We start from the raw sequence: 13,300 nt of genomic DNA on the forward strand, positions 1-13,300 counted from the left end.
ATTTATCCGATGAAGTTCCAGGTGCCTTCGTCATCTTTTTCCAGGTGGATAATCGCCTGGGTGTTAAATGGCCCCTGCAACGGAATTGTGCACAGGTTGACGTTGTGGATCGACATCTTTTCGACGTGATAATCACCAGATTCTTGCACCAGAAGCAGGTAGTTATCGTGCTTGTCGATCTCACCTTCCACCAGGTTGAATTCAGCCGGGTTCAAACCATTGGCAGCCAGTTGCTGCTCATTGACACCCGGGCACACGAAAGTACCGGCGACCCATTCTTCGCCGAACAAGTCCGCAGGCGAAATACCGGTCGTCGACAAGCCCTGGTTATCAATCTTGTGCAAGGTTCCGGCGAACGATTCCTTCGGGGCGGAATCGTCTTTCGCCAGTGCAGCTGCACCAACCATCGTCGCCAAGGCGAGACAGAACAGTGCGACCACAGTACCGATAATGGCGCCGCCGTTTTTCGGCATACAAGCTCCTTAAAAAATAAAAACAGACATGGGAGTCTGAAGTGCAGTCTGGTTCCCAGGATAGCGCGTCACCGAACAGTTCACGAACGGGGTTTGCCGTCGTTAGTTTTCCACCCAAGCCCAGGTAACGATGCGCGCGTGGGAGTCCGGATCTGCAGCAACGGCGCTCTCGCGGTCCAACTCGACGAGCAAATAGCGTTGCGTCAGTGCTTCCACCAGGCCCGCACCCCATTCCGCGACGACGACGGACGTTTCCAGGTCGGTATCAAGATCCAGCGCATCCAGCTCACCCCAGGGGTCGGCAGGTGCGTGTTCCGGCGCGGCGGTATCGCCAAGTAAACGGTAGGCGTCGACATGCACCAAATCTGGTTGCGCAGACTCGCGGGCACGGTGAACTCGGGCGATAGTAAACGTTGGGCTGGTCACCCTGCCGCGCACGTCCATGCCTTTCGCAAGGCCTTGAGTGAGCGTGGTCTTGCCAGCGCCTAATGCGCCAGAGAGAATAACGACATCTCCGGCACGCAAAATCGCGCCCAGCTGCGCTCCAAACTCGCGAGTGGCTTCGGCCGTGGCAAGCTCGCGACGTCCAGAGGAGGCAAAATCGGGTGCACCAACGGAAGTCACAGTAGATTTCTCCGTAGATTTCTCAGCACAACTCACAGTGCAACTCCCCCTTCGTATTCGCGCACAGTCCGCCCACTAGGGCTGGTGACAATCTCATAATTGATGGTTCCAGTTGCGTCCGCAAATTCTGTCGCCGACATGCCACGTTCACCGAACAAAATGGCTTCATCGCCAGCTTGGACGCCAAATGCGTTCTCCCCCAGATCCACCAAGATCTGATCCATACACACCCTGCCAACCTGTGGGTAGCGTTTACCCGAAATTCCAACCTGCACAAGCCCCTGCGCGCTGCGCGGCAGACCGTCGGCATAGCCGCACGGAATCACCGCAAGATAGCCATCCTCCTGGGCCGTCCACGTCAGCCCATATGAGGTAGCCTCACCAGCTTGGATAGGTTTGACCGCCAGCACGGTCGCTGCCCATGTCATAGCCGGGCGCAGATCATGCGCATAGCCAGCCGCGGGCTCTAACCCATAACAGGCAATTCCCGTGCGCACTTGGTCGAAATGTGAGTCCGGCTGTTCTAACGTGCCCGCGGAGTTCGCGATGTGGTTGACCGGAACCTCCAAGCCGGCCTCTTTCGCTTGTGCGATCGCGTCGCGAAATTGCTGAATCTGCGCGTCGTTGGCCGGATGCTCGGGTTCGTCTGCACAAGCCAGGTGCGACATGAGCCCGCGGACAGTCAGATGCGGAGCCGATTTCGCCAGGGCAAAAGCTCGCTGCCACATTTCCGGCTCGATTCCACCGCGGTGCATCCCGGTTTCGACTTTCAAGGTGATCGTCGCGGGGATGTCGACGTCGACAAGCGCCTGCAGATGCTGCAATGACGGCGCCACCAATTGGATATCGTCTGCCAGCGCTTCCGCGATCTCGTCGGCAGCACCGATTCCCGCAGCATCCCACAACCACGCCATAACCGGCAACTCAACACCAACTGCGCGCAGGTGACGCGCCTCAGCGATCGTAGCCACGCCAAACAGATCAGCGCCTGCCTCCGCCATCACCGCGGTCACCCTGCTCGCACCGTGACCATACGCATCCGCCTTCACAACGCACATCAGCTGCGCATCCCCCGCCGCTTTCTTGAGAACGCGGACGTTGTGGGCGATGGCATCTAGATCGATGCGGGTGCGCAGCATATTCATGCTTTTAGCCTCGCTAATTCGACGGTTTATTCGACGGTCACGGATTTCGCTAGGTTACGCGGCTGGTCAACGTCGTAGCCTTTCGCTTCGGCAACTGCGCAGGCAAAAATCTGCAGCGGAACCGTCGCCAGCAGCGGCTGCATCAGTGTTGGCGACTGCGGGATGCGGATGATGTGGTTGGCGTAATCCTCCACGGCGGTGTCGCCTTCTTCAGCAATGACGATGGTCACCGCACCACGCGCACGGATCTCTTGGATATTCGAGACCACCTTAGAGTGCAGCACGTCGCGCCCACGCGGGGACGGCACAATGACGAATACCGGCTGGCCTTCTTCCACCAAGGCGATCGGACCATGCTTGAGCTCACCAGCGGCGAAGCCCTCCGAATGCAAATAAGCGATCTCTTTAAGCTTCAGTGCACCTTCCAGCGCAACGGGGAAACCGACGTGGCGGCCCAAAAACAGCACGGTACGAGCATCCTGCATCTTTTCCGCGATGGTTTTGATGTCGTCTTCACTGTCGATGACGTGCTGGATCTTTTCCGGCATCTGGCGCAGTTCTGCGAGCACCGAATGAACCTCATCGGAGAACATGTTGCCACGCAGCTGTGCGAGGTAGAGACCGAACAAATAGGTCGCGGCGATCTTAGCGAGGAATGCCTTGGTCGATGCCACCGCGATTTCCGGGCCGGCATGGGTGTAAAGCGCGGCGTCGGATTCGCGCGGGATCGACGAGCCACGAGTATTGGAAATCGCGATAACTTTCGCCCCCTGCTGGCGAGCGTGGCGGACGGCCATGAGTGTGTCCATCGTCTCACCCGACTGCGACAGCGCGACCACCAGGGTTTTTTCGTTCACGATGGGGTCACGGTAGCGGAATTCATGCGCGAGCTCGACTTCGGTGGGGATTCGGCACCAGTGCTCGATAGCGTAGCGAGCGACATGGCCAGCGTAGGCCGCGGTGCCGCAGGCAATCACGATGATCTTGTCGACGGATTTCAAAATCGCTTCGTCGATACGCACCTCGTCAAGCGACAGGTGACCATTTTCGTCGAATCGCCCCATCAAGGTATCGCGCACTGCGGCGGGTTGGTCATGGATTTCTTTGTCCATAAATGACGCGTACCCGCCCTTTTCGGCAGATTCTGCATCCCATTCAACCTTGAATTCACGCGGCTCGACGGGGTTGCCTTCGTAATCAGTAATCGTGATCTCGTCGGCAGTAACCGTCACGACCTGGTCATTATCGATGATCACGGCGTCTTTGGAGTAATCAATAAAGCCCGAGACATCCGAGCCGAGGAAGTTTTCGCCGTCACCGCGACCGATCAGCAGCGGTGAATCGCGGCGGGCAGCGACGATACGGTCTGGCTGGTCGACGTGCATAGCCAGCAAGGTAAAAGCACCCTCGAAGCGGCTCGCAGTCAGGCGCATTGCGGTGGCGAGGTCACCACCAACTTGCGGATCATTGGCGAAAACGTCGGCGAGCAAGGTGCCAGCAACTTCGGTGTCGGTATCGGAGACGAAATTGTAGCCCTTATCCTTGAGCTCGCGTTTAATTTCGGCAAAGTTCTCAATGATGCCGTTGTGGACGACAGCCACTTTGCCATTGCCGACGACATGCGGGTGGGCATTAACATCGCTTGGGCCACCGTGGGTTGCCCACCGCGTGTGGCCAATACCCAGCACCGAATCCGGCAGTGGACGTTTTTGCAGTTCAGCTTGCAGCGAAGCAACTTTACCGGCTTTTTTGCGCCACGCGATGTCGCCGTCGGCATACACCGCAACACCTGCGGAATCATAGCCGCGGTATTCCAGCCGGGATAGGCCCTCCATCACCACGTCAAGAGCATAAAAGTCACGGTCAGCGCCGGGGTGTCCCACATATCCAACGATTCCACACATGAGCTGGATACTACATTATTGAGCAAAATCCGGGGCACTCGGCAAACACTCTGTGCGCACTTTGTGCGTACTTGGTGCTCACGGTGTGCGTACTCAGCGGGCATACGGCGTGGTCTTGCTGGGCACGGGAATCCAGCGTGGTCTTGCTGGGCACAGGAATCCAGTGTGCGGTTGGAAAGCGCCGCAGCAGGAACTGTCGATTCTTCGCACACAAGACTAATGCGGATAAGTTTTGCAAAACCGCCTATTTATAGCGATGGCAAACCACCGCGAGCAAGCGCAATACATTAGGCTGTTCTGTGTGAGTCTTAAGAAGCACCTAGCAAACCTGTCCAAGCGCGGCCCGCACCGTGTGCTGGTTGGCGATTTAGATTATGCCGGCCTGCCCGGCAAGATTTATGCCCCGGCCGAAGGCAGTTCCCTGCCTGCCGTAGCGTTTGGGCACGATTGGCGGGTGCCGTTGAAGCATTACCGCCAAACCCTGCGCCACCTGGCTAGCTGGGGCATCGTGGCTGTTGCACCGGAAACAGAAACCGGTCTGTGGCCGGACCACCGTGCTTTCGCTTCAGATTTAGAAACCTCGTTGCAAATTGCCGCTGGGGTGAAATTGGGTCAAGGAAATATCACGGTAAGCCCGAATAAACTTGCCGTGATTGGCCACGGCATGGGCGGTGGCACAGCGGTATTAGCAGCATTAGAAAATGAGAAGGTATGCTGCGTTGGCGCCTTATACCCAGCGCAGACTTCGCCATCATCTCAGGAAGCAGCGAAATACATTGACAAGCCGGGCTTGATCATTGGCCCAGAGAAATCCGATATTTTCTCCGCTGGTAACCCACCAGAGTTAGCAAAAAACTGGAAGGGCGAAGTCTGCTACCGCGCCGTAGATAATGGCAAACAAGCGACCTTCACAGAAGACACCCTGCGGAAGTTATTCTTAGGTATCGGAGTCGGAAAGGCCTCCGCGGTTGAAACCGCCCGCGGTTTAACGACCGGATTTTTGCTTCACCAGCTTAATGGCGACAAAAAATACGCTGATTTCTCTGACCCGGAAGCTGCAGGCAAAGGTTTTGTGAGTGCGACCGGCGAAGAACTCAACGAGCATCAAAAACCAGACGGCCTGCTCAGCAAACTGACCTAGTTTTTCTATTGCTCAGGCTATTTCGCTGATTTTAATCTGGCCCGCGGCGCAGCACTGATTTCACCTGGCGCGGCCTGCCCGCCCGAGTCGCATCACGCAAGTGATTAACGCCAGAAACCGAATTAGCAGGCGCGTTGTTGCCGTATCGCCGCGCACGGTAAGGATTTGGTTCAGCTTGGCGCTGCGATTGCGCAGACCACGCATTGGCTTCACGCTGGGCGACTTCTTCCCGCTGCTGCGAATTCTGTTTAGCCTGTTGCCCGGCCTGCGTTTGTGCTTGCTGTTGGGCCTGTTTTTCCAGCTCCTGTTGTGCTTTTTCGAGTTTGTCTTCAAACTCCAGCAGTCGCTTGGCTGTGCGTTCCCGGAATTTTTCTGCGAACTCTGCAAATTCCATTACCACTGTCCCATCCTGTGAGTATTACCATTCGCTGCTCGCTCATCTCCGGCAGCCGGTACTTCCTGATCATTCTTCGTTGATTGTTCTGGAGCCGATGCGGGCTCAGGCTGCGGGTTCGGCGCAGGCTGCGGTGCTTGTTCTACGTCGGTTTCCGGTTGCGCCTGCGGTTCTGGCGCTACCTGCGCTGGGCCGGAATGGAATTGTTTCTTATCCACAGAATGTTCCGGCATTGGGCGCTCGATAGTTTCTTCCTGCGGAACTGGTTCTGGAGCCGGTTCAGGGTCCGGTTCTGGGATTGGTTCAGGAATTGGTTCTGGGTCCGGTTTTTCTTGTGGATCCGGGCAGGGTTCCGGCTCGGGCTCCGGTTCCGGGGCTGGTTCAGCGACCGGTTGCGGGGCTGGTTCCGGAGGGCAGTCGGATTCTACTACCGGCTGTGGTTCAGGTGCTGGTGGTTGCGGAACTTCACAATCCATCTGCTCCAAGCACTGTGTTGCCGTATCGATGACCAACTGCGCACCAATTGCTGCCATGCCCAACCCGGCCGCCGCCATTTGCCCGATACAGCAAATATCTATTTCGCAACTGGACTGGATCGAGCTAGCCGCACGAATCGTTGGTGCCTGCCCCGGTTGCGTTTGCTCAGGCTCTAGTACGGGCTGCTGTCCCGATTGCGGGGTGCACGGCTGCTGGGGTTCACAAGGTTCTGCTTGTCCTGCAGGATTCGTCGGTGCTTCAGGCACTGGTTTCGCTGGTGGCACCGGTTCTAATGGCTTGTCCAACGGCTTGGTCTCAAACTGTTTCGTTTGGGCCGATTGCGTCTGCGCGGATTGCGTCGTTGCCTGCTGTTCTGTCTGCACCTGCTGTTTTTCCGTATGCATATCTTTGCCGGAATGTACTTCCTTGCCGGGCTGGCTAGAGTGCTGTTCCGGCTGGCAGGAGCCTCCAGCAGGCGGATCTACCAATTTCTTGTCGCACATCTGCTCGCAGCGCCGTAGAAATTCCTCGTAACAACCAGAAATAGCGTCATCACGATCGCCGACGACTCGCATAAATGAACTAACCGCAGGTTCAATAATCATGTTCGCCAGAGTTGCAATTATCCCGCCCATGCGCATCACAGGGTGCAGTCGCAACAAGCGAGTGACAATCTGCACGACCGGGATTGTGGAACCTAGGATCTCTGTGAGTCCAATTTCTGAACTGTCACGAATATCATCGACCGCATTTCCACAATTCTGAGCACCATCAGCGAATTCTCGGCCGGCAGCCTGGTCTTCTTCATGATCTGACTGAAACCGGCGCAGCAGTTCTTCTAGAGCACCTCCAGCAAGCTGCATGCCCGACCCTGCTGACAGCACATCCAGCACAGCGCGAAAACCATCACCTTTATCACGCCGAGCTCCAGCAGCTGCCGACGATTGCGCTACCAGTTGTGCCGAATCAAGCCCATCAACCTTGCCTGCGGCTTCACGCATCGTCTCGATCACGCCCACGGGTGGCACATAGCTACCACCTGAGACCACAGCGAGTTCAGCGAGGCAGTGCTGAAAATCATTGAGTAACCGGTTAACTTGTATGCTCATCAGCCCCGCCTAACTGCTGGGCACCGAATGGTGCCGCGTTGCGCTCGTCTTGCGCACAGAATTGGTCGCATTCACGAATGCCCGCGTGCGCGGTCTGCTGGCGCCGGGAAATCCGCGCACTACCCTGAGCATGTACTGCTTCGAGTGCCGCAGCAATACGCGCACCGTAGTGGCTAAATCCGCACCCTGCCGCCTGGGCAGGATAAGCGGGACGATCAGCTAAATGAGCATCTCGATGGGCGTCGTCGGCAAGAACCACGTGCTGGAATCTCTCGCGCACTGCCGCAGAATCAAAGTCGAGATCAGACACGAAAAACCGCACCTCCTTTTCCACTACACAGAAGATGAAGTGAGTATGAGACATAATCACTCCACTGGACGAGATCACTGTTATTATTCGTTGCATCGTATTAACTGTCGTAACGAGTTAAACGTCGTAACGAATTAAACGATGCCGCAAATTGAACGTTGTCTCGCGCTTATTGGACTGTGGAATTACAGATGCGGTTCCGCAAAGTTTGAATTTCTTTTCGCTGTTTACACGGCTGAGACCACCGCAGCTAGTTGACCTGCTACTTTACGTGCGGTTTCTTCTTGTTCTGCTTCTACCATCACGCGGAACAATTCTTCGGTGCCAGATGGTCGCAACAGCACGCGACCGCCCCCACCAAGCTCATCTTCTGCCTTGGCAATCGCTGCGCGGACCTCGTCGTTACTCATGATCGCCGATTTATCTGAGACTGGGACGTTGATCAATACCTGGGGCAACACGGTCATCACGTCGGCAAGCTCTTTAAGGCTCTTGCCGGTTTTAATCATCTGCGACATCAACAGCAATCCAGTCAAGGTGCCGTCGCCAGTGGTGCAGTGCTCGGGCAGCACGATGTGGCCGGATTGTTCGCCGCCGAGGCTGAACCCGCCCTTGTTGAGAGCTTCGACGACATAGCGATCGCCCACCTTGGTCTGGATCACCTCGATGCCTTGTTCCTGCATCGCCAAACTCAGACCCAGGTTCGACATCACGGTAGCAACCAAAGTGTTGTGGCGCAGGTCAGAATCATTTTTCATGCCGACGGCCAGAATCGCCATGATCTGATCACCGTCAACGACGTTGCCTTCGGCATCGACTGCTAAACACCGATCGGCATCGCCGTCGTGAGACAGCGCCAGGTCGGCGCCGTATTCGACCACCGCGGCTTGTGCCTTGTCCATGTGCGTAGATCCGCAATCATCGTTGATGTTGTAGGCATTGGGAGCGTTATAGATCGCATCGACGCGAGCGCCTGCCGCCGCATAGGCTTCCGGGGCAATCTTCGAAGCAGCGCCATTCGCGCAGTCGACGACGACGTGCAGCCCCGACAAATCCGTCGAGCACACTTCCTGCAAATGCGTCAGATAGCGTTCATGCGCATCCGGAGATTCTTCGACCACGCGCCCGATGGCAGAACCCGTCGGGCCGGATTCGTCCAAGACTTTCATGCGGTCTTCGATCTCATCTTCTACGTGATCAGGCAATTTGCGCCCGCCCGAGGAGAAGAACTTGATGCCGTTATCCGGCATTGGGTTGTGTGAGGCGGAAATCATCACGCCCATATCCGCGCCGTAGTCGTCGGTAAGAAAGGCCACTGCAGGGGTGGGTACGACGCCGACGCGCAACACATCCACCCCACGAGATGCCATACCTGCTGCCATCGCGGCAGCCAACATTTCTCCGGACACCCGCGGGTCACGGCCAATGATGGCGGTGGGCCTACGGCCCTGCATATCGCGCTGTGAGGTCAGCACTTCTGCAGCCGCCGCCCCCAGTCGCAGGGCAAGCGGCGCGGTAAGCACCTCATTAGCGTGGCCACGGACACCATCGGTTCCAAATAGACGAGTCATGCCTACAATTATGCACCCTCACCGGATGGCACTGTCTAATATGCGCGCGTTCACCAATTCATGTCCATTATGCGAGCCTTTCCTTTATCGCCCGAGTAGCCTATAAGCCATGAATTCTTCCTCCCGCTCACCTGGTGTACCGCAACCACCTGGTTCCGGAACACAGCAGCTCACCCGCAGCCAACGACTCGACCGACTACCGCTTACCCGCGCACACGGAAAATTACTAGGCGGTTCCGGGATTGGCTGGGCACTCGATGCCATGGACGTCGGCCTGATTTCGTTCGTGATGGCCGCACTCGTCGCCCAGTGGGGGCTCTCACCTGGGCAGGCATCGTGGCTGGGATCCATCGGATTTGTGGGCATGGCTATCGGTGCCACGCTCGGCGGTTTATTAGCGGATAAATTCGGACGACGGCAGATCTTCGCCGCCACGCTGCTAATTTATGGCTTAGCGACAGGCGCATCTGCCTTGGCCGGTTCGCTGGCAGTGCTCATCGTGCTGCGTTTTATCGTTGGGCTTGGGCTAGGCGCAGAGCTTCCTGTGGCTTCGACATACGTGGCTGAATTCGCACCGCGCTCGATTCGTGGCCGCATGGTGGTCATTCTGGAAGCATTCTGGGCCGTAGGCTGGATTTTGGCTGCGGTGATCGGAACATTCGTGGTGGCATCCGGTGATAACGGCTGGCGTTGGGCACTAGCTCTAGGCTGTATCCCGGCGATCTACGGTCTAGTCATCCGCATGGCGCTGCCAGAATCGGTGCGCTATTTGGAAAGCCGCGGGAAAACGCGCGAGGCCGAAAGGGTGGTGCAAGAGTTTGAAGATTCACCACGCCTGAAGTGGCAGGCCAAGCGTCTGCCGCAACGTACTGATGAAGTGCAAGAAAAAGCTGGTGTGCGCGGCGGAAAATCCATCTGGTCGCCGTCGCTGCGTTCACGCACCCGCAACCTGTGGATCATTTGGTTCTGTATCAACTTGTCATACTATGGGGCTTTCATCTGGATCCCGTCATTGCTGCACGACCAGGGCTTTAGCCTGGTGAAATCGTTCGGGTTCACGCTGATCATCACCCTGGCGCAGCTACCAGGTTATGCCGTGGCCGCCTGGTTGATTGAACGTTGGGGCAGGCGGGCAACCTTGGCGACGTTTTTGGCTGGTTCTGCACTGGCAGCCGGGTTGTATGGCTTCAGTTCTACCGAAGCGATGATCATTATCGCGGGGTGCCTGCTCAGCTTCTTTAACCTGGGTGCCTGGGGTGCGCTGTACGCGATTGGGCCAGAACTCTATCCGACGGCGCTGCGCGGGACAGGAACTGGTGCTGCCGCTGGATTCGGCAGGCTGGCATCGATACTGGCACCGTTATTGGTGCCAGTAGTTCTCAATATCGGCGGCCAGGGTTTGCTGTTCGTGTTGTTTGGAGTGAGTTTCGCGATCGCTGCCTTCGCCGCATTCCAATTGCCAGAACAAAAAGGCAAGCAACTGCGCTAATCAGCTAGTTGTCGTTGTTACCGAGCTTATCGTCGATGGCATCACGAGCCTTGTCGACGTGCTCTGCTTTATCTTCACCCAACTTGTCCTTGGCAAAATCCTCTGCCTTGTCCAGACCTTCGTTGGTAGCTTCTTCGACCTTGTCCGAATCGATAGCATCTTTGGCCTTATCAAAAATTCCCATTTTGCTTTCCTTTCGTTTCGAGCTCTGTCGAATCTGTCTAACTTGTGCCGCACAAGGCGACACGTCCCAACTTAACTACGTTGAGTCTGACATGCCACCCATGCGCCCCTGCGCCCCTGCGCCCCTAGGACCGGTAAACTCTGTGATTTCCGGAGCCTACAGCTCAAACATTCCCGGGGCTGAGCTTTATCCGCAATGCAGTTTAATCCGCAACGCACAAAAGCCGCCGCCTCCGAGTAGGAAGCAGCGGCTTGTGGCTGTGCAGCCGCCCGATACCAAAAGCATCGGACGAAGCTGCCGTAAGCAGAAAAGCTGTGAGAAAGGCTTAACGCTTGGAGTACTGCGGGGCACGACGTGCCTTGTGCAGACCAACCTTCTTACGCTCAACGGCACGAGCGTCACGAGTAAGCAGGCCAGCCTTCTTCAGCTGGTCGCGCTCAGCAGGGTTATAGACGTTCAACGCGCGAGCAATAGCCAAACGCAGTGCACCAGACTGACCGGTTGGGCCACCGCCGTGAAGGGTGACCTTGATGTCGAACTGGTTCTCACGCTCGAGCAGGGTCAGCGGGGTCATGATGTCCTGCTGGTGCAGCTTGGATGGGAAGTAATCCTCAAAGCTACGGCCGTTGACAACGATCTGGCCGGAGCCTTCAACCAGGCGTACACGGGCAACAGCGCGCTTACGACGACCAACGGTCTGAATTGGACCTTCGTGAATTTCCGGAGCAGCGGTTTCTACCTCTTCGGAAGATTCTGGTGCCAAGGAATCACCGATGGTGTTGCTGAACTGCTCGGTCGCTGCGGTTGCAGCAGCGATGTCGGAAGCGTCGGCGACGGTGTTCTCTTCAAAGTTCTGATCAGTCATTACTGTGCCACCTGCTTAAATTCGAATTTTTCTGGCTTCTGGCCACCGTATGGGTGCTCGGAACCAGCGAAAACGTGGAGCTTCTTAATGGATTCACCGGTCAGCTTGTTGTGTGGCATCATGCCACGGATAGCTTCTTCGACGGTGCGCTCTGGGTGGTTATCCAGGGACTGACCAAGGGTCATGGTCTTCAGACCACCTGGGTATCCGGAGTGACGGTAGCGCATCTCACGCTCACGCTTGTTTGCGGAGATGTGAACTTTGTCAGCGTTGACGATAATGACGTGATCGCCGGTATCAACGTTGGGTGCAAACTGAGGCTTGTGCTTACCGCGCAAAAGATCTGCGACAGTGGAAGCAAGCTTACCCAGCACCACGTCGGTGGCATCGATGACATACCACTTACGGGTAATGTCACCACTTTTTGGGTGGAATGTAGACACAATGACTCCTTGAAAGTCTGTCTTGGACTGCCGGCCAACTTCTCTCGAATGCCTCGCAATACCCCACAGCGGCCGGTGGAGACCTGCAGGTAGTGTTGCTGCCTCACGTCAACTCAGGAACTCCGTAAGAATTCCGCGAGCTGGTATGCAAGCCAGCAGGGCATACAGCTAGCTAACCTTACTAGAAAAACACTCCCGTAGCCAATAAACAGCCTACGGGAGTGCGCCACACGAGAAAGCTTCGTTAATTACTCACGGTCCTCACTCAAGATTCCATACCTCTCGATCAGCTCCACGATGCTGCCGCAGCGCGATTGACATCGCTCATCGCATCATTGCCGCTGCTGACCGTGCGCGAGATCGTCGCCAGAACCTGGTTGAGTTCTGCAGCAGCCTGGTCCCAGCGCGCCTGAGCTTCTTGGTAGGCGATGCTGGATTCGCCTTCCCAGGTGGAAACCATAGGCTGCAGCTGCGCTTTCAGATCATCGAGTTGCCCATTGATACGGGCAGAGGTGGAATTAATATCTGCAGCGGCCGCCTGGATGGCGCCGAATTGGTATTTAATTTGTGACATTACGATTTCGACCTTTCAATATCAGTAGGTTGTGATCGGTAGGTTGCGCCCATTCATGAATGAGTCAGGGTGCGCCCATTGTGGTGCATTCACACATTGAGAATTCGGTGGGGCTGCGCCTGCGTAGAAATACAACGCGTGCACATACGGGCTACAGCGCCAGGCCTGCACCGCCAACGTTGTTGAATGCCTGCGCGTTCTGCGCTTCCATATCGTCGAAGTGGTGCGCATTGCTGCGGATGTTATCGCTGATAGCTGCCAACGCATTTTGCAATTCATTCGCAGACTGCTGGTAGCGCTGCATCAAATTATCGAATGAAACCTGTGCGTTACCTTGCCAATTTGCACGGACCCCATCGACGGTGCCCTGCAAGCGAGTTAATTCAGACTGCACCTCGTTGTTGACGGTATCGACACGGCCGGCGGTCGCAACCATGACGTCTGCTTCAGTGGCAAATTGCTGTGCCATAAAATTCTCTCCCCGAAATAGAAAGTTTTCACATTTGCTCGAACGATAAGAGATTTCGGTATCTATTCCAACGTCTAGTCCAGCTTCATCTCATCGCTCTCATTGACATTGGACTTACACAAAGCGTG

Annotated in this window: 15 protein-coding genes; 2 read left to right on the plus strand and 13 right to left on the minus strand. The window is 56.3% G+C overall.

Annotated elements, in window-relative coordinates; genetic code table 11:
• Positions 1–2 precede the first annotated feature (2 nt).
• From U1140_RS02620 to glmS, 4 genes are all read right to left on the minus strand, one after another.
• On the minus strand, positions 3–473 hold the full coding sequence (locus tag U1140_RS02620) for a hypothetical protein (protein WP_369845928.1): 471 nt from the start codon (positions 471–473) through the stop codon (positions 3–5).
• A gap of 102 nt (positions 474–575) precedes the next feature.
• Positions 576–1,097 (minus strand): tRNA (adenosine(37)-N6)-threonylcarbamoyltransferase complex ATPase subunit type 1 TsaE, encoded by a 522-nt coding sequence (gene tsaE, locus U1140_RS02625; RefSeq protein ID WP_369845929.1) that lies wholly within the window; start codon positions 1,095–1,097, stop codon positions 576–578.
• A 32-nt stretch (positions 1,098–1,129) separates the two neighbouring features.
• Positions 1,130–2,242, minus strand: a complete 1,113-nt coding sequence (gene alr / locus U1140_RS02630) for an alanine racemase (RefSeq protein ID WP_369845930.1) — start codon at positions 2,240–2,242, stop codon at positions 1,130–1,132.
• 26 nt (positions 2,243–2,268) lie between these two features.
• Positions 2,269–4,146, minus strand: coding sequence for a glutamine--fructose-6-phosphate transaminase (isomerizing) (gene glmS / locus U1140_RS02635; protein ID WP_369845931.1), 1,878 nt, complete (start codon positions 4,144–4,146; stop codon positions 2,269–2,271).
• Positions 4,147–4,447: 301 nt separating this feature from the next.
• On the opposite strand from glmS, the gene U1140_RS02640 reads away from it, so the two are divergent.
• Positions 4,448–5,287, plus strand: coding sequence for a dienelactone hydrolase family protein (locus U1140_RS02640; RefSeq protein WP_369845932.1), 840 nt, complete (start codon positions 4,448–4,450; stop codon positions 5,285–5,287).
• A gap of 31 nt (positions 5,288–5,318) precedes the next feature.
• On the opposite strand, the gene U1140_RS02645 is transcribed toward U1140_RS02640, so the two are convergent.
• The 4 genes from U1140_RS02645 to glmM all read right to left on the minus strand — a co-directional run bounded on the left by U1140_RS02645 (position 5,319) and on the right by glmM (position 9,148).
• The gene (locus tag U1140_RS02645) at positions 5,319–5,681 is read right to left on the minus strand and encodes a hypothetical protein (protein ID WP_369845933.1); all 363 of its coding nucleotides are present in this window, start codon (positions 5,679–5,681) and stop codon (positions 5,319–5,321) included.
• On the minus strand, positions 5,681–7,267 hold the full coding sequence (locus tag U1140_RS02650; protein ID WP_369845934.1) for a hypothetical protein: 1,587 nt from the start codon (positions 7,265–7,267) through the stop codon (positions 5,681–5,683). The genes U1140_RS02645 and U1140_RS02650 overlap by 1 nt, the downstream gene beginning before the upstream one ends.
• On the minus strand, positions 7,251–7,577 hold the full coding sequence (locus tag U1140_RS02655; RefSeq protein WP_369845935.1) for a hypothetical protein: 327 nt from the start codon (positions 7,575–7,577) through the stop codon (positions 7,251–7,253). The genes U1140_RS02650 and U1140_RS02655 overlap by 17 nt, the downstream gene beginning before the upstream one ends.
• A gap of 227 nt (positions 7,578–7,804) precedes the next feature.
• Complete coding sequence (gene glmM, locus U1140_RS02660; RefSeq protein WP_369845936.1) at positions 7,805–9,148, minus strand: phosphoglucosamine mutase; 1,344 nt, start codon at positions 9,146–9,148, stop codon at positions 7,805–7,807.
• Between the two features lie 109 nt (positions 9,149–9,257).
• Here glmM and U1140_RS02665 point away from each other — a divergent pair, with 109 nt between their 5' ends.
• Positions 9,258–10,637: an MFS transporter gene (locus U1140_RS02665; protein ID WP_369845937.1), complete on the plus strand. Its 1,380-nt coding sequence runs from the start codon at positions 9,258–9,260 to the stop codon at positions 10,635–10,637.
• 4 nt (positions 10,638–10,641) lie between these two features.
• On the opposite strand, the gene U1140_RS02670 is transcribed toward U1140_RS02665, so the two are convergent.
• The 5 genes from U1140_RS02670 to U1140_RS02690 form a co-directional block, all read right to left on the minus strand.
• Positions 10,642–10,821, minus strand: coding sequence for an antitoxin (locus U1140_RS02670; RefSeq protein WP_369845938.1), 180 nt, complete (start codon positions 10,819–10,821; stop codon positions 10,642–10,644).
• 325 nt (positions 10,822–11,146) lie between these two features.
• Positions 11,147–11,686 (minus strand): 30S ribosomal protein S9, encoded by a 540-nt coding sequence (rpsI, locus tag U1140_RS02675; protein ID WP_369845939.1) that lies wholly within the window; start codon positions 11,684–11,686, stop codon positions 11,147–11,149.
• The gene (rplM, locus tag U1140_RS02680) at positions 11,686–12,129 is read right to left on the minus strand and encodes a 50S ribosomal protein L13 (protein ID WP_306515428.1); all 444 of its coding nucleotides are present in this window, start codon (positions 12,127–12,129) and stop codon (positions 11,686–11,688) included. Before rplM ends, rpsI begins: the two co-directional genes overlap by 1 nt.
• A 286-nt stretch (positions 12,130–12,415) precedes the next feature.
• Positions 12,416–12,703 (minus strand): WXG100 family type VII secretion target, encoded by a 288-nt coding sequence (locus tag U1140_RS02685; RefSeq protein ID WP_306515427.1) that lies wholly within the window; start codon positions 12,701–12,703, stop codon positions 12,416–12,418.
• Between the two features lie 151 nt (positions 12,704–12,854).
• Positions 12,855–13,172: a WXG100 family type VII secretion target gene (locus U1140_RS02690; protein ID WP_306515426.1), complete on the minus strand. Its 318-nt coding sequence runs from the start codon at positions 13,170–13,172 to the stop codon at positions 12,855–12,857.
• Between the last annotated feature and the right edge of the window lie 128 nt (positions 13,173–13,300).

The sequence above is a fragment of the Corynebacterium drakensteinense genome (assembly GCF_041224285.1).
GTDB lineage: Bacteria > Actinomycetota > Actinomycetes > Mycobacteriales > Mycobacteriaceae > Corynebacterium.